We start from the raw sequence: 25990 nt of genomic DNA on the forward strand, positions 1-25990 counted from the left end.
GATACGTTTTTTTGTGTGAAGGCAAAATTTCCATGCATGCAATGATACCCGAAAAAAATCGCCCTTTCAACTGTTAAGATTACCATTTTTTTCCTCGATAGACAACCGTTTTCTCTTAAATAAACGATTGAAATAAATGTCCTATTTATTTTCTTGCACGTAACGGTAGATGATCTTCCCATTTAACCCCGCTTCTCCGACAAAAGAAGACCGGTCTTCCAACTGGAGCCAGACATCTCTAAACGCCAGAAATTCCAGCTGTTGGACAATCAATTCTTGGATCTCTCCATTGCGTAAACGTACTACTTCTGCAGCAAAATCTCTGTTCTCCAACGTCTATTCTCACCTCTTTCTTTCTATTATATAGGAATTACTTTTTATTTAAAAGACCGCTTCTATAAGTGAAATCGAAGGGAAAATTTTTAAAGGTAAAATTCTTGCAGTCTGACAAAAAGTTAGTATAATAGAATTATGGTCAGTAAAGGTCAATATCACATTACCTTGAAGGTGACCGTTACTTTGCCCACAGCCCCTTTTCTTTTACAAGCAATCAAATGCGCCGTAAAATAGGGTTGTTGGAACAAATATGAAAGGTCGTGAATCTATGCTTTGTCAAAATTGCGGCAAAAATGAAGCTTCAATTCATTTATATGCCAATGTCAATGGTCAAAGAAAACAACTCGATTATTGTCAAAGTTGTTACCAAAAATTAAAAGAACAATCTGGGAATGCTACAGCTGCAATGGCGCAAGATCCTTTTGGATTTGGCAATCTTGATGATTTATTCCGTCAAATGTCTCGTCAAATGCAGCAAGGAAATACCCCTTATGAACAAACCCCACCGACACAAACTGGCGGTAACGGTTTTGTTGGCGGGCAACCACCACGCAATAACCAAGCACCTGCGGGTCTGCTGGGAGAATATGGCATCAATATCACTCAAATGGCTCGTGATGGTGAAGTCGATCCAGTGGTCGGTCGTGATTCAGAAATCAAACGCGTGATCGAGATCCTTAATCGCCGAACCAAAAATAATCCTGTATTGATTGGTGAACCTGGGGTTGGGAAAACTGCCGTCGTTGAAGGGTTAGCCCAAAAAATCGTTGATGGTGATGTGCCACAAAAATTGATGGAAAAAGAAGTTATTCGTTTGGACGTTGCGTCGCTTGTTCAAGGCACAGGTATTCGTGGCCAATTTGAAGAACGCATCCAAAAATTGATCGAAGAAATCAAGCAAGCGGAAAATGTGATCTTGTTTATCGATGAAGTCCATGAAATCGTTGGCGCTGGTGCAGCCGGCGACGGAAATATGGATGCTGGAAACATCTTAAAACCAGCTCTTGCCCGTGGAGAACTACAAATGGTCGGAGCAACGACGTTAAATGAATACCGCATTATCGAAAAAGACGCCGCTTTAGAACGGCGTTTGCAACCAGTACGTGTGGATGAACCTTCTGTGGAAGAAACCATTCGTATTTTAAAAGGCCTACAACCGCGTTATGAAGATTATCATCATGTGAAATATACGGATGAAGCGATCGCAGCTGCCGCTACCCTTTCTAACCGTTACATTCAAGACCGATTCTTGCCTGATAAAGCGATCGATCTGCTAGATGAAACAGGTTCGAAGAAAAACTTGACGATCCAAATCGTTGATCCAAAAACGATCGAAAAGAAATTACAAGAAGCGGAAGAACAAAAACAAGCTGCCTCTCGAGAAGAAGATTTTGAAAAAGCTGCTTACTATCGCGATCAAATCAACAAGCTGCAAAAAATGAAAGAACGTCAAATCAGCGAAGAAGAAACGCCAGTCATCACCGAAAAAGACATGGAACAAATCGTTGAAGAACGGACAAATATCCCTGTTGGGGAATTAAAAGAAAAAGAACAAACCCAGTTGAGGAATCTTGCGGATGACTTGAAAGCTAAAGTTATTGGTCAAGACGAAGCAATCGACAAAGTTGCAAAAGCGATCCGCAGAAATCGGGTCGGTTTAGGCAAACAAAACCGTCCGATCGGCTCTTTCCTATTCGTCGGTCCAACCGGTGTCGGGAAAACCGAATTAGCAAAACAATTAGCTTATGAAATGTTTGGTTCTGAAGAATCAATGATTCGTTTCGACATGTCAGAATACATGGAGAAACACAGTGTATCCAAATTGATTGGTTCTCCTCCAGGCTATGTTGGCTATGAAGAAGCAGGTCAATTGACTGAAAAGGTTCGTCGGAATCCTTACAGCTTGATTCTATTAGATGAAGTAGAAAAAGCCCATCCTGATGTATTGCATATGTTCTTGCAAATTCTCGATGATGGTCGCTTGACCGATGCTCAAGGACGTACCGTCAGCTTTAAGGACACCTTGATCATCATGACAAGTAATGCCGGAACCGGCAAAGTTGAAGCTAACGTTGGCTTTGGTGCGGCGCGTGAAGGTATCACTCGTTCCGTTTTGAATCAATTGAATAATTACTTTACACCAGAGTTTCTCAACCGCTTTGACGGCATCATCGAATTTAAAGCTTTAAGCAAGGAAAACTTGTTATCGATTGTGTCTCTCATGCTGCATGAAGTCAATCAAACCCTTAACCAACAAAAACTGCATATCGACGTTCCACAAGACGTGCAAGAAAAATTGGTGGATCTTGGTTACAGTGCAACGATGGGGGCTCGCCCATTGCGTAGAACCATCCAAGATCAAATCGAAGACGGCATTGCAGAATTTTATCTTGAGCATCCACAAGTACATCAACTAAAAGCACAATTAGAAGATGCAGATAAAATCATCGTGACCTCCGCTGAGTCCCCTGCACCTCTTGAAGAAGCCAATCCGGCTTCTGAAGAAGAAGCATCGGGAACAAACGAGTAACAAGCTGCCAAAACGTGTAACGAAACGTTTCCTTTGCCAGACAACCATGTTTTGCCAAAAAATTGGGTAATTCCGAGTTGTCTGGCTTTTCTTTTGAAAAAAAACGCCCTATAATGTTATTAATAAATACATAGAATGTGAGGTGAGTCTGGTGAAATTAATCAATGTTACGAACAGCCATTCTCGACTAGTATTGAATCAACTTGAAAATACCGACGCGGAACTTGTAAAGGTTTACACAGCCGGAGATACAACCGTGATCTTTACCTCAGCGCCGAACCACAATGAAATTTTGCTGATCAATAAAAAAAGAACTATTCGCCCGACGGAAGTTGAAGAAATCAAAAATTACTTCTTGAAAAAATTACCTGATGGCTCTTATGATCCTGCAACGATCTCTGTGATCCAAATGCCCGAAGTGGTGGAAATCTCCATCAAAAAAACGCTATCCTCATCACGTTAGCTTTGCCTGATCATGGGTTTAAAAAATATCTATAAAAGGTGACTGTCGCAGCCCTCTTTTATAGATATCTTTTTTTGTCTTCTCTCTTCCTTCTTTTGGTTAGTACTTCGATCAACGACACCTGATGTTCAAGTAAAAAAAGAGAGCCATACGCTCTCTTTTTAAGTATATTTATTAGAAATCATCGACTGGATCATCACATTTAGATTGTGCCAATCCTTGGTACTATGAACATTGCCAAAAAATGTGAATTTCTGCGACTCATTATGGATTAGCACGCCATCAGAAACCAATATATCTGAGTCTCCTAAATTCGAACTAAAGTGAATCACATTTTCATTGTAAATTTTCAACAGTTTGTTTTTAATGACCGGAATATATTCTGGATGGTTCAAAAGAGAAATACCAATGCGAATCGGTTCCTCTTCCTGGATAGGTAAATAAGACGCTGTGATCTGAGCGATTTTCCTTAAGAAGAGGGCTTCTTTTTCTATTACAAACGAATGGCGCTGCAAGGCAGCTGCAATCAGCTCTTCCACCTCTAATACTCGTTCGTTCGTAGAGGACAAATCTTCAGTAGACACAAAACTATCCAAAAAGAGATGAAGACAGCCCCATGTATTCATCACTAATTCATAGGTAATGAATTCTTCGATCTCTTTAGAAAGATTATACTTTTGCGACAAGACAGCTACAACATCGGCAGAAAATTCGACCAGCGGATTTCCTAAAAGATTTCTCAGCTTTTGGCCCAAAAGTAGTTTTTCTTGATCCGAGATCGTTTCAGGTATGAAAAGAAAAACCCAGAAATGATAAAAAATCTGTTCTTTCTCAATATCTTGCTGACTTCTGATCGGCAGCAGCTTGATCACTTGCTTTTCCCCATCTAGTTGCTTGATTTGCTCATAAATAGTGATGGAAGCATCGTCTAACTCATTGACAATATAGCCTCTCAACACCGCATTTTCAATGATTGAAAACATAATGTCGTGCTTCACTTTTGTGGTTTTTAACGGCTCATATTCTTTAGCTGCTAATTCAACGCTGGCACGGGTTCGCTGATTGATGTATACATTACAAGCCATGATCTCAACTAAATAATGGTACATCCTCACACACGGCTCTGCCCCTGTCAAATCAATGGAATCTGTATTGTTATTGATAGTAATCGGAACATTTTGGATAACCAGCATTTTCTTAAGATAGCTGATCAATTTATAACAATAAGAAATACTAAAAATCAATTCTTCCGAGATGTCCACCATACGGGTCTTTCTTTTTCTTAACAAATAGGATAATAGACGATAATAAGGAGATTCTAAGAAATATTTTTTCTTTAGATTCACAAAAATATGCAGGCTTTGTTCTTCATTTAATTCTCGTGACAAATAAACAGTTCTCTTTTTCAGCAAAAAAATTGACTCGTCAAAAGTCGTAAACTCTCTCATATCTTCGGCGATTTCATTGATCAATATTTTCACCTGATACAAAGATTTGTTTGTCGTTTCACATATTTTATCGAGAGATAGCTGCTTCTCCAAAATGATATTTCTAACAATAGTTAATTTATCTACCTGTTTTTTGGTTAAATAAAACCTATACAATTTTTCTATATACTCCAAAATTTTTTACCCGCCTTATTTAAAAAGTATCCCAGTATCCAATTATAGTAAAATAAACTTAAATTCAAGCCTCTTTTTTCATTAAACGGACAATTTTAATAAAAACTTCAGAAAAATCCCCTCTTCTTTAAAACAGTACGGGTGAGAAAAACTTGTGAAACAATTCTTATTTTTTGTAACAAAAAAGTGTTGGAAACCCTGAAAAAGAACCTGTGAATTAGCTGTTTCCATAAACTTAGAAAAAATTCGTATTCTTTCATTGATTGGTAAGTGACTTGGAGAGTAAAATCATTTTCTAGCTGGACAAACTTCTTTGAGGAATCAAGTTCATTTCAAAGAGCTTGTAATAAAATATCTTCTCTTTTTAGCCAGCAATCTTTGTATTCATAAATGTTGATGATCGACAATTCATCACTCACTTGATTGATTGACCGCATGATTTCTTCATCATCCGAATCAACATTGCCAATGACATGCAAATCATAATGAACACCAGATTTATCCACGCACTCAACGATATAGCTGATCACATCTCCCCAAAAATGTTCCAATCGATGAGTGCCGCCTGCTTTTTCTAACCTTGAACGTTCAGCGATACACAAAACGTTTTTCGAAGAGTATTGCAAGATGTTGATTTCCCCTAGTGATTGTGCTAAATAGTCAAGAACCGATTGGCGATCATCTTCTTGATCCACAATTAAATTTCTCTCTAAAATCGTATTCGTCTTGTTGCTGAAAAAGCGCACAGTCAACATGGTAGCATTCTTTTGTCGACTGAAATTTATTCTGGTTTGCAGCATTTTGATTCACTCCTTAAAAGAACTTTGATCCTCTGCTATTAAGGATATAGTAAGAACCAGCCGATTTTTATCGTCTTTTTTTCAAAAAAACTACAAATAAAATAATCATTGTTCCTCATTTTTCTTTCTACTGACTTAAAGACCTGTTAATTAGAAACGAGTAGCAACTTCATAAAAATAAAAGAGACAAAAAAACTCTAAGGTTTCTTCAAAGAGTCGTATTGTATATTCTCCTAATATTATGAATCCTACTAAAATCTAGTATTAATGAGATAGTGATTCTAAACAGCTAATTTTTTTGAGATGTTTTTAAAATGAAACAAGTACGGATTTATAATTTTAAGCTTGAAGCAACCTTTAATATTTCTGTCCCGTTAAGGTAGAAGATTTGTAGGTACAGATTACAAATTGAATAAAAACATTAATTGATAATTTTCAAATCTATGACTTTGATTGCCTATTCAATAGAAATGCATAAATAGAACAATACGTTCAAGCCCCACCTATGCAATAGTTCATACTCGTAAAACTACTTCTATAAATAGTATCTTAAAAATGATAGAAGATTGTATTCTACTGAATTGCAGATGTTCACGAAAGAAATAACAGATATGAATCTTCAGAACTGATTCCCCTGACAGCGACTGATTCAGAGCAAATTCTCAGAGACTACGAATAACAATATAATTACTTTGCTAGGTCCAATCCTAGTTGGAATGACAATTCTTTTAACTCTGAGAAGATCTTGACTTAAAATATTAGCCAAATTGTAACATTGCAACAAAATTATTTTCATATAAATCATTACCGCACGGACAATTGCTACACAGAAAGATATGTTGACTTGATAATCAACATCACTGGACTACTAGAAAATTTGATTAAATTATTTTATAAAAAATCAGATTAATAAAATACTTTCTACTTTTTCATTAAAAATAGCGCAAAAACGGATAATAACTTAATACATCATCATTGTATACTTTATTTAAGCAGTAAATCATCTGCAAAAATTAAAGTGAGGTTTTATTATGAAAAAAGTTATTTTGGGTACTACATTGGCAACATCTTTACTACTAGTAGGAGGAATCACTGCGTCAGCAGATGTTGCTATGCCAGAGGTTCCCTCTGTTCCATTTGCTGTTACTATAACAGAAGGAACATCTAGTTTTGCATTTAATGATATGATTTTAAACGAAACGTTCGAAATAAGTCCAGCATTATTTGTCAACGGAACAATGACAGGAACTATTGAAAACGTTGGCGGAACATTAACAAACTTAACTCGTTCAGTTAATAAAGTTACAATTACAGTTTCTTCTGATTCTGAAGGAATCGTTATCACCGAAAATGGTGATGTTGCCGTTGAAGCAGAAGCTATTTCCCAATCAGTAGCTACCAGCGTAGATACAACTTTCACATTCAATCGTCAAACTGCTATGCTAGATGGCACACCCACTATCACAGTTACTGCATCAGATACTACTGACTCAGACAATGGCCAAGACCTTTAATTCTTAAAAAGGATAGCCTATGGATAAAATATCAAAACACAGAGACTCCTTTCTAAGAGTTTCTGTGTTCTTCCTCATATTGACAATAATCGCAAATATAAATATAAGTATTGCAACAGCGAATGAGACAACGAATACTTTAAAACTATCGCTTAGCGATACCGAATATGAAACATCAAGAAATACTATTACTCTTCCTTCTGATGTTGATAAAAAGTATACATTTGAAATTAAATTGGAAAACATCGGAGCTGGTGATTCATCAATAGTGGTCACTCCCTTTGCTTCAACTGCTATTTCAAGAGAATCCTCTATTTTGTACACTTCGAATACAGAGAACCTTCTCGATGATAAATACGACTTTTCAAATTATGTTACTATCGCTTCAGAAGCTATAGACGAAGAGAATCAAATAGAAATTGCCCCTAATGAATCTGTTGGTGTCAGCATTACCATAAATGTTCCAGACGACATAGAGCTTGAAGGTACTGTAATGGGTGGAATTAATTTCAAGCAAATATTAGGTGTTCAAACAGCTGAAGATTCTATTAGTATTGCGTCTGCCTACGAGTCTATCATTTTTATCAACTTAATTTTTAGCAAATATGAGGATATTCAAGATATTATTTATCAAGATTTCTCATTTGTTGCTCTTCAGGACACGGTAAACCTACAATTTTATGCCCTCAACTATAATCCTATTTTAGGCAACTTAAACAATGCGCTCTACGAACTAATAAACCCAAATGGAGAAATAATTGCCTCTGGAGAGTTAGCAGATTCCGTTCTTTTAACGCCGTTAACCAAATCAAGAATGCAGATTCCTTTAATAGACGATAGTGAGCTTATTGAAGGCGAATACCGTTTAACAATAGAAACAACTAGAAAAGCGATCACCACTACTTTTTCTTATGAGAAAGAGGACTTGGATAACTTCAAAAAAGAGAACCGTCCAACGAACACTGCCAACGTTCATACAAATAATCAAATCCTTATCTGGATCATCTTTGTTCTCATTGCAGCGCTGGCAGCTGCAGTCATCTACATTTTAAAATCAAAAAGAAAAAGAGAGGGCTAGTTCCTCTCTTTTGTTCTGCTTCTACTTATTCCATTGGTCATCAATTATTGAGAGATTCCTTTTTAAAGAAATGATGCGTATCTTCTCTCCATGGTTTCCTCTTTAAAAAGAAATAGAAGAAGTGAGACAAGAAAAACCGCTCATATCAAATAAGCGGTTTTTCCTAATATAAATCTAAACATATTTTTTTCAATGATCACTTCTTTTGAAAAAAATGTTGCTGTCTCACATTGGCTTTTCTTCCCTAAAAAAAACTCAGTACCAGCCTCATCCTCAACATCACTGATTGAATCTTCTAGTTTGGTAGAATCCTTATCAAGCGAGTCTTCTTCCAAGTTTGCTTGCTCGTCGTAAATAGATTCTGCTTCTTCCTTTTGGCTCTCAGAATCATCTTCGATGCCATTGTCTTCTTGCTTTTCATCGTCTTGGTCTTCAGTCATTAAGTTCTCATCCGATATCTCTTCTTTTTCCTCATCCGTCTGATTCATTTTTATATCTTTCGTAAAGGTCTCTGAATCATCAATTGCTGTAAAAGTGACTGATAGGTAGTACTCAGAGTTGGAATCAAGATATTCCTTTATGTTCAATGTTGCAGCTACGTTAAGAATCATTGATGCTTCATCAGTATCCTCAATCTGAATGATTTTCTCTTCCGAACCGTTCACGCTGTTTAGTTCTGCTGAAAATGCCTTCCCGACAGCTGTGATCTCTACGCCAAAAGCACCTTCACTGCCGTTGCTATCGACGGTCAACTGAAGATCTTGTGTGGTTTTCAACAAATAATAGTGTTCGTCCTTAAAGTCAATCGTGTTCAAATCAAAAATCAAAGTTTCGGAAACCTCATCAGCCGCAGCCTCTACTGTTGGAAAGAAAAATATCGCCGAAAATATGAATAACAAACTTTTTAACACTACATGGTCCCCTTTCTTCTTTCAGAAATCACTTTTATTTAACAAATAATCATTCGCTTTAGCAAAATCGATCTATAGATAACTAGTAGACTAGCAATGAGACTAATTCATTTTGGAGTTATGAAGCCATGGTTCACCAACTGAAAACTTAAGCCATCTGTTAGAAGTGCTTCAAATGAAGTTTTAAGGGCTATAACCGAATCATGCTCAGATAAAGAAAGTTTAGTCTTCACTAGTAGCATCTGACAAAAAGAACTTGTCCCTCGATCAAATGATTAAATGACCTCTATCACTGGCAATCTATTCTCTGCTTTCCCTCTACTTTCAAACAAGTGAAAATTTCCTGAATCACCAAATGTGCCTATGATATTTTTCTATTCATTTCAAGTGCACTTCCTTGCGGTCATCTTTAATACTACGCTCTTTTTCCAACTCTTTTTATCTTCTTTTAAAAGAATGCTTATAAATTAGGATAATTGTCTGATCATTGGACCATTGCCCCAATCACACAGCCTTCCTTCTGTATCAAAAGCACGTTTTCAGCAAAAAAAGCCCCTTCTTATCCATTTTGATAAGAAAGGACTTTCTACGATCGTTCAATTCAAAAAGATCAGCCTTACGTACAGAGTTGCGCATACCTAGACAGGCTCGCGGGAAACGGCTCTTACATCAAGCTCTTCAATTCGACATCTGGGTACTTATCTGCGAACCAACGCATCGCAAATTGATTCTCAAACAAGAACAATGGCTGGTCGAAACGGTCTTTCGCTAAAATGTTACGACTGGAGCTCATACGCTCATCCAAGTCTTTCGGATCGATCCAACGGGCGATCTTGTGGCCCATTGGGGTCATGATGACTTCCGCATTGTACTCATTCATCATGCGATATTGGAAAACTTCAAATTGCAGTTGCCCGACAGCACCGATGATATACTCATCACTAAGATACGTCTTGTACAACTGGATAGCCCCTTCTTGGACCAACTGATAGATTCCTTTATGGAAAGATTTTTGCTTCATCACATTTTTCGCAGTAACTTTCATAAAGAGTTCCGGAGTAAACGATGGCAGCTCTTCGTAAGCAACTTTTAGTTTTCCTTCATAAATCGTGTCACCGATTTGATAATTCCCCGTGTCATAGACACCAATGATATCTCCGGCGACAGCTTCTTCAATATTTTCACGGGTATCAGCCATAAATTGAGTCACATTACTGAGTTTCATTTTTTTGCCAGTACGTTCTAAAGTAACGTCCATGCCTCGTTCAAAGGTTCCTGAACAAATGCGGACAAAGGCGATCCGGTCACGATGGGCAGGATTCATGTTTGCTTGGATCTTGAATACAAACCCAGACATTTCTGGTTCATAAGGACTGACTTCCTCACCAGCTAGTGTTTTATGTCCGTAAGGTGCTGGTGCAAAAGTCAAGAAGGTTTCTAAAAAGGTCTGTACGCCAAAATTTGTGAGAGCAGAACCAAAGAATACAGGGGTTTGATCGCCCCGAGCGATTTTTTCTGTATCAAAGGCGTCGCCAGCTTCTTGCAGCAATTCCACTTCTTCTAAAACTTGTTGGAACAGCCCATCTTCGGCAAATGGATGATCTGCTGGGAATTGACCATTTTCATCTAGGGCAACTAAACGTTCCCCACCGTGATTGTCAGGACGGTAAAATTCGACCCGTTGGTTGTGGATATCATACAGTCCTTCCAAGCCTTTCCCCATGCCGATCGGCCAATTCATTGGAAATGATTCGATCTCTAAAAGATCTTCTAGTTCTTCTAATAATTCTAATGGTTCGCGGCCATCACGGTCGAGTTTATTGATAAAAGTAAAAATCGGAATACCACGTTTTTTAACGACCTGGAAGAGTTTTTTCGTTTGTGCTTCGATCCCTTTTGCGCTATCGATCACCATGACAGCACTATCCACCGCCATCAAGGTACGGTAGGTATCTTCAGAAAAGTCCTCATGCCCAGGGGTATCTAAAATATTGACCCGTTTGCCTTGGTAATCAAACTGCATAACGGAACTGGTAACGGAGATCCCCCGTTGTTTTTCGATTTCCATCCAGTCGGACTTTGCGAAATTACCAGTCTTTTTCCCTTTGACCGTACCAGCTTGGCGAATCGCGCCACCGAATAATAATAATTGTTCTGTAATGGTTGTTTTCCCCGCATCCGGATGGGAAATAATCGCAAAGGTACGGCGACTATCGACTTGTTGTTTTAATTTTGGATTATCCATTGATTCTATTGCTCCATTTCTTGTATTTACAATGCGAACAGTGTCTATTTTAGACTGTCGCTAGTTTTCTGACCAAATCAGTATATCATGGATAAGGGTGATAAAAAAGCAAAAAAAGACAAGAAACCCCTTTGACTACTCTCTTTTAGAGAGTTAGGCAAAGGGCGTTCCTTCCATTTTGATAGAAATAAATTAAAATGCTGGCAATAAGGTATCGCTATGCTCGTTTTCTAAAAACTCACGAACTTTATCGCTAGTCATGGCACGGCGCAATACAGCGATTTTTTCAGAATCTTGATTGTCTTCTCGAGCAACCAATGAGATAGCAAAGCGATCATCGATGGTCTTTTCTAAGAAAAGGGCATCTGCTGGTTTCAAACCGATCTTCGCGATATAGGTTGGGTAATTGTATACCAAAGATACGTTTGGTTCATCATAGGCTTCCGCAAGATTCAGTAAATCGACAGATAACCACTCAAATTTTTTCGGATTTTCGGTAATGTCTTTTAATGTCCCATTGACACCAACGCCTTCTTTAAGGGTAATCAATCCTTCTTCTGCTAAAATCGCTAACGCTCGACCTTCATTGGACACATCATTTGGCAATGCGACTTTCGTTCCTTCTGGAATATCATTGATATCCGTATACTCTTTGGAATAAAAACCGACTTTTGCGTTGTAGATTTTATCTAGTGCCACTAGGTTTGCATCTTTTTCTTCATTATACATTTGCATATATGGTTCATGTTGCGCAAAGTTAGCATCGACCTCGTCATTATTCAGCAACTCATTGTACTGGATATTGTCATTGACTTGGACCAATTGGATTTCCCAGCCATCTTCCACTGCTTCAGCTGCAACCTTTACGACATCGGTCATTGGCGTCGTTTGCGAAGCGACCTTGATGATTTTCTCTTCGCTCGCTTCATCAGAACCTGTACCGCAAGCCCCCAATACACCTAATGCCAATACACTCAGTCCTAAAACAAATCCTTTTTTCACTTTCATTCCTCCTATTTTCGTTTATCAAGTTTTCTTGCTGCTTGATTGCCAATCCCTTGCAGGATAAAGACCAAAAGAATCATGATGATAATTGCAAAATACATCACGCCATACTCATAACGCTGGTACCCATAACGGATCGCAAAATCGCCGATACCGCCACCACCAACGATCCCCATCACCGTCGAATAAGAAACCATGCTGACTGCTGTCGTCGTTAAAGATAAAATCAAGCCGCTTCTAGCTTCCACTAGTAAAAACGACCAAACATACTGCCATTGACTGACACCAAGAGATTTCGCCAAATAAGAAACTTCTTCTGGAACATCCAACAGCACTTGCTCCGTCAAACGAGCAAAAATACTCATAGCAACGATGCTCAAAGGAAAACTGGCGGGAATCGGTCCAAATGAGCTGCCTAAAAGCATCCGCGTCAACGGGATCAACGCTACAACAAATAATAAAAAAGGAAACGAGCGGATGATCGTCACAACGAGATTCAAACACTCATAAAGAAATGAGATTTTTTTCCCTCGGCTGCGACTGAGAAAAAGCCAGACACCTAACGGTAGACCTAAGACAATGGCTGTGAGCATCGAAATGCCCATCATGATCGCTGTTTCTTTCAAAGATTGCAGCAATTCAGGCAGATAATACAAAATACTCTCACTGATCGTCATGCAGCAGACTCCTCTCCACTTTGTTCACATAAGAGCTTTCAATGCGGACGATTGGTTGTGGCTGATTGGCAAACTCCGCCTCAAAGACGGCATCCTCCAATACAAACACACGTTGACAAATTTGTCGGACGGCCGATAGCTCATGACTGACAAAGACGACAGCTGGTTGAAACGTCTGTTGAACTTTTTGCAGCAAAGCAAGAACATCGGCTTTCGTATCTTCGTCCAGCGCACTAGTGGGCTCGTCACACAGCAAGATTTTTGGCTCACGGATCAAAGCCCGTGCAATAGCCACTCGTTGTTTCTCTCCGCCGCTTAACTTGGCCGGATAGATGTGGGCTTTATCTTCCATGCCAACAAACGAAAGCATCTCAAGTACCATATCTGCTGACTTTCCCATTAACTTCAAGGGCAAATAGACATTTTCGAAAACGGTTCGATTGTGTAACAGATTGTAATTTTGAAAAATCATGCCGATTTCTTGTTGTGCACGTAGCAGATGCTTTTTATTCGATGTATCGATTTTTTTGCCATCAAAAAGTAATTCCCCGCTGTCTGGGGTTTCAATAAAGTTTAAAAGCCGCAACAACGTCGATTTTCCTGAGCCGCTTTTGCCGACGACCCCAACGATTTCTCCTGCCTGAACAGAAAAAGACAAACCATCGAGAACCTTTCGATCGTAACGCTTTGTGAGATTGATCGCTTCTAACATCTTTTTCCTCCTAATCAAACAGCAATGCTAAAAATTCAGAAGCGGTCATCTGATGGATAAACTGATCGATGGCGATTCCCTCTAGCAAGCGGCTAATGGTGCTTTTTTCAAAATCAATACCTTGCAACATCGCTTCAAGTTCACTGATCTCTTTTTGTCCAAAAAAATCACCGGTAATTTGAATCGCTGCAATCTTGCCTTTGTTGACAGTAAAATCGACTTCAACAATCCCAACCTGCTCAAACCGCTTTCTTTTTTGCCATTCGAAAGCAGGCGCTTCATTAAAAATCCACTCATTATTGGCATATCGTTCTTCAAACAGTGCTTGGATCGCTTGTCGATCGTTTTCCGTTAAGACGATCTCTTGCTCACTGATTTCATCAATCGATTCTACTTCATAGATTCGGCAAAGCAGTGTATCTCGAAATTCCTTGGTATCCATTGATTGGTATTGCTCTGCCAAAAAGGGCTTGATATTCGTCACACTTTTCCGAACTGATTTCGTGGCTTTAGAAGCAATTTTTTCTTGGGCAACATGTAGAACTTTCGTCAATTCTTCTAGATCCACATCATACATCAACGTGCCATGAGAATACGTCCGGCCTTTTTTTGTATACATCGCATTGCCAGAAAACTTTTTCCCATCAATGAACAGATCATTACGGCCATGTACTTCAACATCCTTGGCTCCCATTGCCGCTAAGCCTTTCATGATCGGTTGTGTTGCACTTTGATAGTCACCAAAACTCGTGGCATCTTTTTTGGTGACAAAACTAAAACTCATATTGCCTAGATCGTCATAAACCGCTCCACCACCAGACGTTCTGCGAGTCAAAACGATCTTACGGCTTCTTAGATAGTCAAAATCAATCTCTTGATACGCATTCTGATTTCTGCCGATTATAACACATGGTTTTTGTATGTATAACAGAAGACAAGGTTCCGAAACATCTACGTTATTCATCAGATACTCTTCAGTCGCCAAATTGTAACGGATATCTTCACTAAGCATACGGTAAAATTTCATTTCAAGCCCCTCATTCTCATTATATTTCTATGGATATTCTCGCTTTTCTTACGGAAAATTGCAATCAAACTGCTTAACGATAAGATACACGTGTTTTTTTATCTGTTTTTAAACTGTATTATTCAATAAATTTATCGTAACCGTTTCTTCCATACAAATCAAGGGGAATACGTAAAAAAACGGACAAAAAAGACCAAAGCAACTGCCTTGGTCTTTCTCATTTCATTTATACGGAACTTTAACGGCGAGGCTCATCTTCCTCAAAATCTTTACGGAAATAGCGCCGCTCTTCCTCTGGTTCCACTTCCCCTTCTTCTGGGTCGTGGAAAATCACCCGGATCTTCAAGACGCGTGATCCTTCCATTTCTTCAGAGATCAGCTTCACATTGTCCACTTCGAAGGATAGTTTTTCTCCTTCATCAGGGATTAATCCTAAAGCAGTGATCAAATATCCTGCCATCGTATCCACATCACTCATATGCAAGCTCATGTTGAAGGCTTCATTAAAATCATCGATCAACATGCGTCCTTGGATGACATATTCTTTATCAGAGATTTTTTCATAAAGCTCTTCGACTTCATCTGATTCATCATCGATCTCGCCGACGATTTCTTCTAGCAAGTCTTCTAGTGTAACCAATCCAACGACGCCGCCATATTCATCAAGCAAAATCGCCATTTGGTTTTGGGTTTTCTTTAATTCATAAAGCAAATCATCGATAAAGACCGTTTCTGGCACAAACAATGGTTCCTGCAGGATTTGTTTGATGTCCATCGTATCAAAGCCGTATTTGTACGCACATTTCAAAAGATTTTTGGTATGTAGAATCCCTACGACTTTGTCTTTATCTTCATTATATACAGGAATACGAGAATAATTTTCTGCTAAAATTTCAGTCAAAATTTCTTCTACTGAGTCATTGATGTCCACCATAAAGGCTGAGGTTCTAGGAACCATGACTTCCCGGGCGACTTTCGTGTCTAATGAAAAGATCCCTTGCAGCATCTCTAATTCATCTTCTTCAAAGACCCCTTCTGTTTCCAACATATACCGCATTTCATCACGGGTCATCTTCGTGTCTTCATCGTCAAATTCCATTGGAGTGATGCGCGCCAATAAACTTGTCGAAGCAGATAAGAACCAGACGAAAGGTTTTGCAATAATCCCGATCGTTCGAATGACACCAGAAGTGAACTGGGCAACTTCTTCTGATTTGTTCATGGCGATCCGTTTTGGATACAACTCACCGAAAACGATCGACACATACGTCAAGATCGCTAAAACAATAATGTTCGCTAAGCTTTTAGCCGCCGTCCCTCCACCTAATAAAGGTGCCAAACGGGTCGACAAGGTATCTGCCAGAGATGCCCCAGATAAAATATTCACCAAGGTAATCCCAACTTGGATCGTTGACAAGAAATTTGTTGGATTATCAATGATTTTCAATAATTTTTGTGATTTGACATTTCCTTCTTCCGCTTTTTGCTCCACACGGTTTTTGTTAACTGAGACAACTGCGATCTCAGAGGCCGCTAGAAAAGCGTTGATCAATGTCAAAACGATCAATAATAAAATTTGCGCTAGAAGCGACTGACTCTCGGGGTCAGCATTCATAATAGCATTCTCTCCTTATTTTTTCATTTTCTAAAAAAAATCGTGGGCTTAGCCCACGATAAAATCCTATCACAAAGTTTTTTTCTTTGCAATAAAAAACACCAGTCATTGATTATTCGATCAACCGTTCCTGATTTTTCTTGATTTTGTCGTCTTTGATCAGGCGAACAATAAAGACGACGATCGTTCGGCAAATCGCATAAAATGGCACACCTAGGAAAATCCCCAGCAAGCCAGCTAGATTTCCAGCAACTAATAAGACCAAAATGATCGTTAACGGATGGATCGCCAATGATTTTCCGATTACATTCGGGTAAATAACATTTCCGTCTAATTGTTGGACGACCAGAACCACGATACAGCATAATAATGCGCGAAATGGTTCATCAAAGACCGTCACTAACACCGCCGGAATCAAACCAAGATATGGGCCTAAATAAGGGATCAAGTTTGTGACGCCTGCAATTACCCCAAAAAGAAAGGCATAGTTAACGCCGATCATCCAGTAACCAATAAACGTGAAGGTAGCGACAAAAATACATTCGATCGCTTGCCCACTAATGTAATTGGATAATGTCTTGTTTAAGTCACCTAGCAACCCAACAATCTGATCTCGTCTTCTTTCTGGAAAGACAGTTTTCAGATTAGGAACTAGCTTTTCTCCATCCTTCAACATGTAAAAAAGGATGAATGGTACTGTAACGATGATCATCGTCGCGGAAGCAATCGTACTGACGATCGATCCTAAGCTAGTGGATAACCCACTAAGAAACTGCTGCAGCAAAGAACCATAAGAAAGATTTAGGTTTTCTAACTGCTGCGCGATATCGATTTGTTTGAAAAATGGATCATCTGCGATTCTTGAGATCCAACTTTCCATATTTTTGGCAAATGTTGGAATATTTTCCGCCAATGAAGTAATCTGACTCACTAGATTAGGAATAACGCTGACGAAAATCAAGATGATTGCTGCTACTAATAACAACAGAACCAATATGACAGCAAACAGTCGTTTTATTTTTGTGGTTCTCATCAAAAATAAGACGATTGGATTTAGCAGGTAATACAGAAAGCCAGCAATCAATACTGGTGCAAATAAAGTAGAAAAAAACGTGCCAATCGGTGCAAATAGAAAATTGACTTTACTTAACACAAACACGAGTGTCACTAAAACCAATGCTTCCAATGACCAAAAGAACAGTTTTGATTGTTTGAATTTGTCGAACAAAAGATTCCCTCCCTTTTTTATAACATTATAGATGATTTTGAAAAAAAAAGCTTGCGACTTTAGCCGCAAACAAAAAAAATTTGTAAAAAAAGTGGTATACTATTAAAAATAACGGAGAAATCTTAGCTGAGGTGAATTTTTTATGCATATTGCACAAACAAAAGATACGCTGAGTGACATTTATTTGGCGTCATTGAAAATACGAAATCAAGTATTCGTGAAAGAGCAAGGTGTTCCATTAGCATTGGAAGTAGATGAAAATGAAGCATTGGCAGTCCACTTTGTCTTATATGACGACGATAATGAAGCAGTCGCAACCTTGCGTTTCTTACCTATCTCTGATCATGAAGTGAAGTTGCAGCGAATGGCGGTCCCCGCTGCTCATCGAGGTTCAGGTTATGGCAGACAACTGATCGAAGGTGCGGAAGCCTTCATTCAAAAACAAGGAATCAAAAAAGTCACTTTAGGGGCACAAATAACCGCCAAAGAGTTTTACTTGAAGTTAGGCTATCAGCCTGAAGGCGATGTTTTTTTAGACGCAGATATGCCCCATATCAAAATGAGCAAAATCTTTAACGAGAAGTGATTCCTTAAAATAGCGACCACAAAACAGATCCTTCCTCTGTTTTGTAGTCGCCGTTTTTTATTCCTCTGCTTCAACGATCTCTTCAATCGCTGTCAGCAACGCTTGCGCCACCCTTTGATCATACCCTTCACTTGTAATCATTGCCAAATCATTGTCACTGTTCAAATAGCCTAACTCCAATAATACTGCTGGAAGATATTGTTCTCGCAACACATAATAGTTACCAAAACGAGTGCCGTTGGAACTCAATGCCACCGAAGAACTCAAATTGGCAGTGATCGTTTCTGCCATCTCTTTTGACCCAGTATAGTAATAGTAAGTTGTCAGTCCTTGATTACTGTTTGGTATTTCTGAATTATCGTAATGAATGCTAATAAATAAATCTGGTTCTTCTGAAAGCGAAGCAGCGGTGATATCAGACAGCGAGAGATAACGATCTTCAGTGCGTGTATAACTGACTTGAATACCTGCTTCTGTCAACACTTCGCCGATCGTTTGGACCGTTGTTAGCGTCAAGTCTTTTTCCATGATCGTTTGATCCGTTGACAGTGCCCCAGAATCTTCGCCGCCGTGACCTGCATCAAGGACGACTTTGAAGTTCGATAGATCTTTTGGGATTGCCGAAAGCGCGACTTCTTGAATCGATGCTGATTGCTTTTCAATATAACCAGTTACCCCATCGTCTGTTTGAATTTCAACCATGTCTTCTGTTTGACTGATGAAGGTTGCCCAACTTCCCCGATGGATTTTCCCAATGACTGTCTCTTGACTTGTTGACTGATAAATCGGTACATAATCGTTCTCACTTTCAATCGCTGCATCGTATTCTGAGGGATCTACATAAATTTGAACCATACTGGCAGTCTGAGCGGTCTCTTAAGTTTGAGCGTTAAGCTCAGTTTGAGAAGTACTTTCTTGACTCTCCTCACGAGCGGATTGGTCGTTTCTCAACACAGCAAACCCCGCTGCAAAAAGCAGAATCATGGTGGTCCCGATAACAAGCTTCCCTTTTTTCTTCATGTGCTTCCCCCACTAATTTTCTTGGTCTCTCTATCATGGGACTGTCAGCTTAAACAGAACTTAAAACCTGCTGATTGAAGCATTCCATTAGAAACACAAAAAAACTCCAACCAACTTGGTTGAAGTTTCTTAGGGAAAATGAGCGATTCGACCCATTTTACTTATTTTTGAGACAACTGCTTGTAGCGATCATACCAAATGTCCACATACCCTTGCGAAAAGGGTCCTTTGCCATTATTGATCCAATCTACTAAAATTTTGACATTTTCTTTTAAGATAAAATCAATGTCTTGCGGATATTGCATAATCTTACTGTGCAATTCATACTCATCCACATCTAGTAAACGTTTCTCGCCATCAGGAAATACTTTGATATCAAGGTCATAATCGATATATTTCAATGCCTCTTCATCAAGTAAATACGGTGAAGCAAGATTACAATAATAGGAAACCCCCTTTTCTCGAATCATTGCAATAACATTAAACCAGTATTTTTTATGAAAATATACAATTGCTGGTTCACGGGTAACCCAGCGTCTTCCATCTGATTCGGTCACTAATGTATGATCGTTGACCCCTATCACTGAGAATTCACTGGTCTTTAAGACCATCGTATCCCGCCACGTTCGATGCAAATTGCCGTCATGTTTGTAGCTTTGAATGCTGACAAACTCTCCTTCTTTTGGAACTCGCATAGCAACCCTTCCCTCAGCAAGAAAACTTGCGTTTTGTTTGGGTGTTCATTACACCGACATCGTTAATATTATAGCAATAAAAGAAAGCTTTGCCTAGAAATCTTTATCGAGTTTCTGATATTTCTTTAATTGATCCACCAATTTCTGCTGGGGTTTTGGGAAAACATAGTTTTGAAAGGATTCTTTTGCTGCCCATTCGCTGTCTTGTAACGTGAGCTCTCCACGTTTTCTGCCGTAAAATAAAAGGACGTGCCATTTCAAATGACTAAAGATATGAGTGATCTCGCCAAAATGTCGTTTTTGCCAAACGACAGGCAGATCAGGAAAAATTTCGAGCGCATCATCTTCGGCAATCAAATCCAACTGCAGCTGCTCCTCTTTTGCCCATGTTCGCTGCAGAGCCTCGTACTGTTCTTTCGTCACTTCTACCAAAGGAAAATGCCACATAGAAGCTAATAAGCCTGTTTCAGGTCGCTGCACGAGTAAAAACGAGCCTTGATCTTCGATGGCGCCTGCGATGTAATAGACATCTTTTGGCTTTGCTTTTTTCGATTTCACTGGAAAGTCTGTTTGTCGATTCTCCGCATAAGCAAGACAATACTGACTGATGGGACACTCTTCACATTTCGGGGTAGTGGGTGTACAGATTCGTGAGCCAAGATCCATCAAGGCTTGATTAAACTCACCAGGTTCATCGGGGGAAATGATTGTTCTCATCGCCTCGTCAAATGGTCTTCGGCTGCTGGCTTTCGCAATATCTGCTTCGATACAAAATAACCGACTGACGACCCGCATCACATTTCCATCGATTGCCGGTTCTGGCAAGCCAAAAGCAATACTGCCAATGGCTCCAGCTGTGTAGGGACCAATTCCTTTTAATGAGCGAATCTCTTCAATTGATTGGGGCATTTCTCCGTCGAATTCGGCAACGATTTGCTGTGCAGCAGCCTTAAGGTTACGGGCACGAGAGTAATAACCTAAACCTTCCCAAACCTTTAAAAGCTTTTGTTCTTCGGCTGCCGCCAAGTCTTGGATCGTCGGGAATTGTTCCATAAAACGATAGAAATAGCCAATCACTGTTTCCACTCGTGTTTGTTGAAGCATGATCTCTGAGATCCAGATTGCATACGGATCGTTGGTCGCCCGCCAAGGCAGATTGCGTTTTTCTTTATGATACCAAGTTAAAAATGTTTCTTGGAACGTCTTGATTTTTTCTTCATCCCAAGTTTCCCATTGCTTACTCATCCATTACTTCCTCATCTAAGAATCGTTGTATATCATCGATGGCAAACCCTTTTTGATAAAGGCCTTGCTTGATTTTCATTTTTCGTTTCATCAATGGTAACCGCTGATGCCGCCGCATAAGTCGGGCCCCTTCTCTTTGGAGCGCTTCATTTTCTTGGTCCTCATCTTTTTCCATCGGTAATTCATCCAAAATCATCTGAATGACTCCTTGATGAAAACCTTTTTGCATCAAATGCATTTTTATCTTTTGGATCATTTCTTTATGGCTTTTGTTGTGAAAACGACGCATCGCTTTTTCAGCCGTATGATACCCGACTTCAAACTGCATTTCCTCGGTATACAAAGGCAATACTTCCTGAATCACGGGATCTTTTAATCCTTTTTTTCTCAATTGCTGACTGATGACCACGGGTCCTTTATCACTCATGCGGACTTGGGTGCGAATGTAGCTTTCTCCGTAGTTTTTGTCATCGATCAAATTCAACTCTTTCAGACGTTCAACGACTAAGTCTCGGTCTTGTTTTTCGATTTCTTTGTCTTTCAAATAGGTACGGACTTCCATTTCAGAACGCAGCTGATAGCTGATATAGTTCATGGCTTGCTGCAATCCTAAATCAAACCCCGCACTTTTTTTGATTTCTTTTAATTCTTCTTCACTCAGTTCCTTGCCTTTTAATAGCCGAAAACGGACCAAAAGATCTTCTGAGACCCGCAGCGTTTCACCTTCTGATGTCGCCACTTCATAAAATGGTCCTTTTCCTTTATTGATACGAATAATTGTATTCATCTTCTTCACCTCGCGAACGTACATTCTATTTTACCACAACTACGATGAAATTCCTTCTAATCAAGCTGAAAAAATGTGGTAAAATGAACTGACTATTTTATTTAAGGAGTTCACATGGCAAATACACAAGTCCAGCTTGGACAAAAACTACAACTAACGATCAAACGCTTGGGGATCAACGGAGAAGGCATCGGGTATTACAAAAAGCTGATCATCTTTGTTCCCCGTGTTCTACCGGGGGAACAGGTCATTGCCGAAGTCACCAAAGCCTCTCCCCGCTTTGCTGAAGCTAAGATGACCAAAATCATCAAGCCAAGCAGCGATCGCATCCAACCACCCTGCAAGTTTTACGACCGGTGCGGCGGCTGCCAATTGCAGCACTTAGTCTACGACAAACAATTAGACTTCAAAAAAGACCTATTGAAACAAGCACTTGAAAAATTTAAGCCAAAAGGTTACCAACAGTTTGAACTAAGGGATACTTTAGGCATGGATGTTCCTTGGCATTACCGCAACAAAGCACAATTTCAATTGCGTTACAACAGTCAAACCAAACGAATCGAAGCGGGTTTATACGAAATGGAGTCTCATCGCTTAGTCGCCATTGATGATTGCCTCGTACAAGAACAAGATACGCAAAAAGTGATCAACGGCATCGTCCAATTGTTGAACAAATACCAGATCCCGATTTACGATGAACGAAAAAATAGCGGGATTCTACGGACATTGATGGTTCGTATCGGGATCGCGACTGGCGAAGTTCAAGTCGTGTTTATTACCAACTCTGTCAAACTGCCGCAAAAAAATGCGCTGATTCGCGAGATCAATCAGCGCTTGCCGCAAGTCGTTTCCATCATGCAAAATGTGCAAAACAAAAAAACGTCCGTCGTCATGGGAGAGGAAACGATTCATCTTTGGGGCAAAGAAGCAATCGAAGAACGGTTGAATGAACTGACCTTCGATTTGTCCGCCCGCGCATTCTTCCAGCTGAATCCGCAGCAAACCAGCGTCTTGTATCAAGAAGGGTTAAAAGCCCTTGACTTGAGCAAAAATGAAACAGTTGTTGATGCTTACTGTGGTGTGGGGACGATTGGGTTGAGTGTGGCACCTTATGCCAAAGAAGTCCGCGGCATGGACATTATTCCTCAAGCGATCGAAAATGCCCAAGAAAATGCCCACCGTATTGGTGCCCAAAATACCCATTATGAAACGGGAACTGCTGAGGAGCTCTTACCAAAATGGTTCAATGAAGGCTTCAAACCTGATAGCATCATTGTTGATCCGCCAAGGACAGGCTTGGATGAACGATTATTGCAAGCTTTGCTGAAACAACCACCGAAGAAGATGGTCTATATATCTTGTAATGTTTCTACTTTAGCAAGAGACTTAGTCCAATTAGCCAAAGTGTTTCACGTAGAATATCTGCAATCAGTAGATATGTTTCCACAAACCGCACGCTGCGAAGTGGTGGTAAAATTGACCCGCAAATAAACATTCGCCTGACAAATCATTTTGTGATCTGTCAGGCTATTTTATTGCACCTATCGTTTCAGCGTATTTTCAATGGAAAAATGAATCGGTCTGTATGATGAGAATCTTTGTATCATTATAAGCATCATCAAATCCCCAATCATTAAAGCCGAAGAATCGTTCGATTCCTTGAAAAGTAATGGGTCAAAATGTTTTTTATTATATAATATTTAACACTGCAAGAAAGCAATTCTAAGTACAAAAAAAATCGAGAAACATAGAAAAAAAGCCAGAACTGATTCTTTCAGTTCCAGCTTTTTTATTTAGAAATGTGCAACTGCAAGCTTCTTTTATTTTGTAATCAAAGCATCTAAACTAGCCACTGCCAGACTCATCTTCGCGATTTTATCCAACAAGGCAAAACGGTTGCGGCGAATCTGTTCATCTTCCACCATGACCATTGTTTGATCAAAATAAGATTCAATCAATGGGCGCAGTGCCACTAAGCTTTGGTAGTTTTCTTCCATCGTTTGATGTGGGAACTTGTTCTCTACTGTTAAGACCGCTTCATACAAGGCAGTTTCAGAGTCGTTTTCAAACAAGGCAGGATCAATTGCTGCTTGTTCCAATTCGGCTTTTTTCGCTAAATTGATTACTCGGGTCAAGGCTTCCATCGATGGTTTGAAGTCGGTGTCTTGCAAATGTTCTCTTAACATCTGAGCCGTTTCAAATAGCGTACTGATATCTGCTTGGCGTGCGCCTAAAACAGCTTCAATGACATCATGACGCGTATTTTTGCTGAGTAAGAATTGACGCAGACGGCCTTTCACAAAATCGGTCACTTGTTCTTGACCTGCGGCAAGTTGAATACCAAAAATTTCCGGTTGGGCATTAATAGCTTCACGAATCTCTTCTTGTAACTGAGCAAATGGGAAATACCAGCGTTTTTCAGCTAGGATGCGGATAATTCCGTACGTTTGCCGGCGGAGTGCGTAAGGATCGTTTGAACCACTCGGAACCATATCGACAGCGAAGAACGCAAGCAAGCTGTCCAATTTATCCGCAATGGCTAAAACAGCCCCGATTTTCGATTGCGGCAGTTCACCTTCTGCTGAGATCGGCATGTAGTGTTCACGAATCGCTTGGGCAACTGTTGGTTTTTCTCCTTGGATCAAGGCATACTTTTCCCCCATGATTCCTTGCAATTCAGGGAATTCTCCCACCATATTTGTCACTAAATCAAATTTATAGATTTGAGCTGCCCGTTGGAGATCAGTCAGTTCTTCTTGTGTTAAACCAACAGTATTCCCGATGATTTGTGCAGCTAATCCAACACGCTGCATTTTTTCATACAAACTGCCAATTTTTTCGTGGAAGGTGACTTGCTTAAGCTTTTCCACGCAATGGTCGATGGTCAATTTTTTGTCCTCATTATAGAAAAACTCAGCATCTTCTAGACGGGCGGTCAGTACTTTTTGGTTTCCTTTGATGACATTATCAATTTTCACGGCATCCCCGTTGCGGGCAGAGATGAAATGCGGCAGCAATTCTCCATCAAGGGTGCGGACATCGAAGTAGCGTTGATGTTCTTTCATAGAAGTAACTAACACTTCTTCAGGTACAGAAAGATATTTTTCTTCAAAGTCCCCTACAAAAGCTGTTGGGTATTCAACCAGATTTGTCACTTCTTCGAGTAGGTCTTCATCTAAATCGATCCGCCAGTTGTTTTCTTGAGCGATCGCATTGATTTGTGAGGTGATCATTTGTTGACGTTCGCTTGGATCAGCAATGACAAACTGATGCTTCATTTTCTCCAAATAGTCGTCCGCATGATCAAACGTGACTGCCTCACCTAAGAAACGATGACCTTTTGACTCGCGTCCGGTAACAATATCAAGGATTTGGAAAGGAATGACTTGCTCACCAAAGAGTGCGACGATCCAATGAATTGGCCGGATATATTCAAAATCGTAGTCTGCCCAGTGCATCGTTACTGGGAAAGTCAAACTCGTAATTACTTCCTGCAATCCTTTCAATACCTCAACGGTTGGTTGACCTTGGGTATGTTTCGTTACATAGACATACTCAACACCTTTTAATTCACGGAAGGTGATGTCATCGGTTGTCAATCCTTGCCCCCGAACAAATCCTTGAGCTGCTTTCGACCAATTGCCTGCTTCGTCTAAGGCGATTTTTTTCGCTGGCCCTTTGACCTCTTCTTGTGTATCGGCTTGTTTTTCAGGAAGACCGGTGACATAGACTGCCAAACGACGAGGTGTCGAATAAGCTTCAATCGCTGTATAAGGTAATGCATGAGCATCTAAGAAAGCTGCCGTTTTTTCTTGTAATTGTTTCATACTTGGGGTTACGACATGCGCAGGTAATTCCTCTAAGCCGATTTCTAATAATAGGTTTTGTGCCATC

General features: G+C 39.7%; 23 protein-coding genes. 6 read left to right on the top strand and 17 right to left on the bottom strand.

All coding sequences use genetic code 11. The features are described from left to right. Window positions 1-141: 141 nt before the first annotated feature. Entirely contained in the window at window positions 142-333 is a 192-nt protein-coding gene (locus tag A5882_RS14835; RefSeq protein WP_086373036.1) for a hypothetical protein, read from the bottom strand. A gap of 271 nt (window positions 334-604) precedes the next feature. Between A5882_RS14835 and A5882_RS14840 the strand changes: the two genes are divergently transcribed. Then, window positions 605-2866, top strand: coding sequence for an ATP-dependent Clp protease ATP-binding subunit (locus A5882_RS14840; RefSeq protein WP_176462048.1), 2262 nt, complete (start codon window positions 605-607; stop codon window positions 2864-2866). 151 nt (window positions 2867-3017) lie between these two features. Then, window positions 3018-3329, top strand: a complete 312-nt coding sequence (locus A5882_RS14845) for a DUF1827 family protein (RefSeq protein WP_008378223.1) — start codon at window positions 3018-3020, stop codon at window positions 3327-3329. A 161-nt stretch (window positions 3330-3490) separates the two neighbouring features. Here the strand turns inward: A5882_RS14845 and A5882_RS14850 are convergent, their stop codons facing one another. Then, the gene (locus tag A5882_RS14850) at window positions 3491-4810 is read right to left on the bottom strand and encodes a helix-turn-helix domain-containing protein (protein WP_223347168.1); all 1320 of its coding nucleotides are present in this window, start codon (window positions 4808-4810) and stop codon (window positions 3491-3493) included. Between the two features lie 473 nt (window positions 4811-5283). Then, window positions 5284-5751 carry a hypothetical protein gene (locus A5882_RS14855; protein ID WP_086332436.1) on the bottom strand — a complete coding sequence of 156 codons (468 nt, stop codon included), beginning with the start codon at window positions 5749-5751 and terminating at the stop codon, window positions 5284-5286. Window positions 5752-6782: 1031 nt separating this feature from the next. Between A5882_RS14855 and A5882_RS14860 the strand changes: the two genes are divergently transcribed. Both A5882_RS14860 and A5882_RS14865 read left to right on the top strand, forming a co-directional pair. After that, on the top strand, window positions 6783-7265 hold the full coding sequence (locus A5882_RS14860) for a hypothetical protein (protein ID WP_086373038.1): 483 nt from the start codon (window positions 6783-6785) through the stop codon (window positions 7263-7265). A gap of 19 nt (window positions 7266-7284) precedes the next feature. After that, entirely contained in the window at window positions 7285-8343 is a 1059-nt protein-coding gene (locus tag A5882_RS14865) for a DUF916 domain-containing protein (protein WP_086332438.1), read from the top strand. 140 nt (window positions 8344-8483) lie between these two features. Here A5882_RS14865 and A5882_RS14870 read toward each other — a convergent pair whose 3' ends face one another. The 8 genes from A5882_RS14870 to A5882_RS14905 all read right to left on the bottom strand — a co-directional run bounded on the left by A5882_RS14870 (window position 8484) and on the right by A5882_RS14905 (window position 17763). Beyond that, window positions 8484-9254 carry a hypothetical protein gene (locus tag A5882_RS14870; protein ID WP_016620417.1) on the bottom strand — a complete coding sequence of 257 codons (771 nt, stop codon included), beginning with the start codon at window positions 9252-9254 and terminating at the stop codon, window positions 8484-8486. 664 nt (window positions 9255-9918) lie between these two features. Next, window positions 9919-11499 carry a peptide chain release factor 3 gene (locus tag A5882_RS14875; RefSeq protein WP_008378231.1) on the bottom strand — a complete coding sequence of 527 codons (1581 nt, stop codon included), beginning with the start codon at window positions 11497-11499 and terminating at the stop codon, window positions 9919-9921. Window positions 11500-11691: 192 nt separating this feature from the next. After that, a complete protein-coding gene (locus A5882_RS14880) occupies window positions 11692-12507 on the bottom strand; it encodes a MetQ/NlpA family ABC transporter substrate-binding protein (protein WP_016612200.1) in 816 nt (271 codons plus the stop codon). Between the two features lie 5 nt (window positions 12508-12512). Beyond that, on the bottom strand, window positions 12513-13181 hold the full coding sequence (locus tag A5882_RS14885; protein ID WP_086373039.1) for a methionine ABC transporter permease: 669 nt from the start codon (window positions 13179-13181) through the stop codon (window positions 12513-12515). Further along, window positions 13168-13893, bottom strand: a complete 726-nt coding sequence (locus A5882_RS14890) for a methionine ABC transporter ATP-binding protein (protein WP_086332440.1) — start codon at window positions 13891-13893, stop codon at window positions 13168-13170. The genes A5882_RS14885 and A5882_RS14890 overlap by 14 nt, the downstream gene beginning before the upstream one ends. A 10-nt stretch (window positions 13894-13903) precedes the next feature. Further along, window positions 13904-14920 (bottom strand): lipoate--protein ligase, encoded by a 1017-nt coding sequence (locus A5882_RS14895; RefSeq protein WP_086332441.1) that lies wholly within the window; start codon window positions 14918-14920, stop codon window positions 13904-13906. A 238-nt stretch (window positions 14921-15158) separates the two neighbouring features. After that, the gene (locus A5882_RS14900; RefSeq protein ID WP_005235523.1) at window positions 15159-16535 is read right to left on the bottom strand and encodes a hemolysin family protein; all 1377 of its coding nucleotides are present in this window, start codon (window positions 16533-16535) and stop codon (window positions 15159-15161) included. A 112-nt stretch (window positions 16536-16647) separates the two neighbouring features. After that, window positions 16648-17763, bottom strand: coding sequence for an AI-2E family transporter (locus A5882_RS14905; RefSeq protein ID WP_034872555.1), 1116 nt, complete (start codon window positions 17761-17763; stop codon window positions 16648-16650). 142 nt (window positions 17764-17905) lie between these two features. Here A5882_RS14905 and A5882_RS14910 point away from each other — a divergent pair, with 142 nt between their 5' ends. After that, window positions 17906-18349: a GNAT family N-acetyltransferase gene (locus A5882_RS14910; protein WP_016612205.1), complete on the top strand. Its 444-nt coding sequence runs from the start codon at window positions 17906-17908 to the stop codon at window positions 18347-18349. A 57-nt stretch (window positions 18350-18406) separates the two neighbouring features. On the opposite strand, the gene A5882_RS14915 is transcribed toward A5882_RS14910, so the two are convergent. The 5 genes from A5882_RS14915 to recX form a co-directional block, all read right to left on the bottom strand. After that, complete coding sequence (locus A5882_RS14915; protein ID WP_254908520.1) at window positions 18407-19204, bottom strand: N-acetylmuramoyl-L-alanine amidase; 798 nt, start codon at window positions 19202-19204, stop codon at window positions 18407-18409. 21 nt (window positions 19205-19225) lie between these two features. Then, window positions 19226-19369, bottom strand: coding sequence for a hypothetical protein (locus tag A5882_RS20175; protein WP_254908521.1), 144 nt, complete (start codon window positions 19367-19369; stop codon window positions 19226-19228). A gap of 161 nt (window positions 19370-19530) precedes the next feature. Next, a complete protein-coding gene (locus tag A5882_RS14920; protein WP_005225863.1) occupies window positions 19531-20064 on the bottom strand; it encodes a DUF402 domain-containing protein in 534 nt (177 codons plus the stop codon). Between the two features lie 93 nt (window positions 20065-20157). After that, entirely contained in the window at window positions 20158-21309 is a 1152-nt protein-coding gene (gene mutY / locus A5882_RS14925) for an A/G-specific adenine glycosylase (RefSeq protein WP_016610228.1), read from the bottom strand. Beyond that, window positions 21302-22096 carry a recombination regulator RecX gene (gene recX, locus A5882_RS14930; protein ID WP_008378247.1) on the bottom strand — a complete coding sequence of 265 codons (795 nt, stop codon included), beginning with the start codon at window positions 22094-22096 and terminating at the stop codon, window positions 21302-21304. The genes mutY and recX overlap by 8 nt, the downstream gene beginning before the upstream one ends. A gap of 114 nt (window positions 22097-22210) precedes the next feature. Between recX and rlmD the strand changes: the two genes are divergently transcribed. Continuing rightward, window positions 22211-23587: a 23S rRNA (uracil(1939)-C(5))-methyltransferase RlmD gene (gene rlmD / locus A5882_RS14935; protein WP_008378249.1), complete on the top strand. Its 1377-nt coding sequence runs from the start codon at window positions 22211-22213 to the stop codon at window positions 23585-23587. Window positions 23588-23916: 329 nt separating this feature from the next. Here rlmD and glyS read toward each other — a convergent pair whose 3' ends face one another. Beyond that, window positions 23917-25989 (bottom strand): glycine--tRNA ligase subunit beta, encoded by a 2073-nt coding sequence (gene glyS / locus A5882_RS14940; protein WP_086373040.1) that lies wholly within the window; start codon window positions 25987-25989, stop codon window positions 23917-23919. Window position 25990 lies beyond the last annotated feature (1 nt).

It is taken from the genome of Enterococcus sp. 4E1_DIV0656 (assembly GCF_002140695.1).
GTDB classification, from domain to species: Bacteria; Bacillota; Bacilli; order Lactobacillales; family Enterococcaceae; genus Enterococcus_D; species Enterococcus_D entomosocium.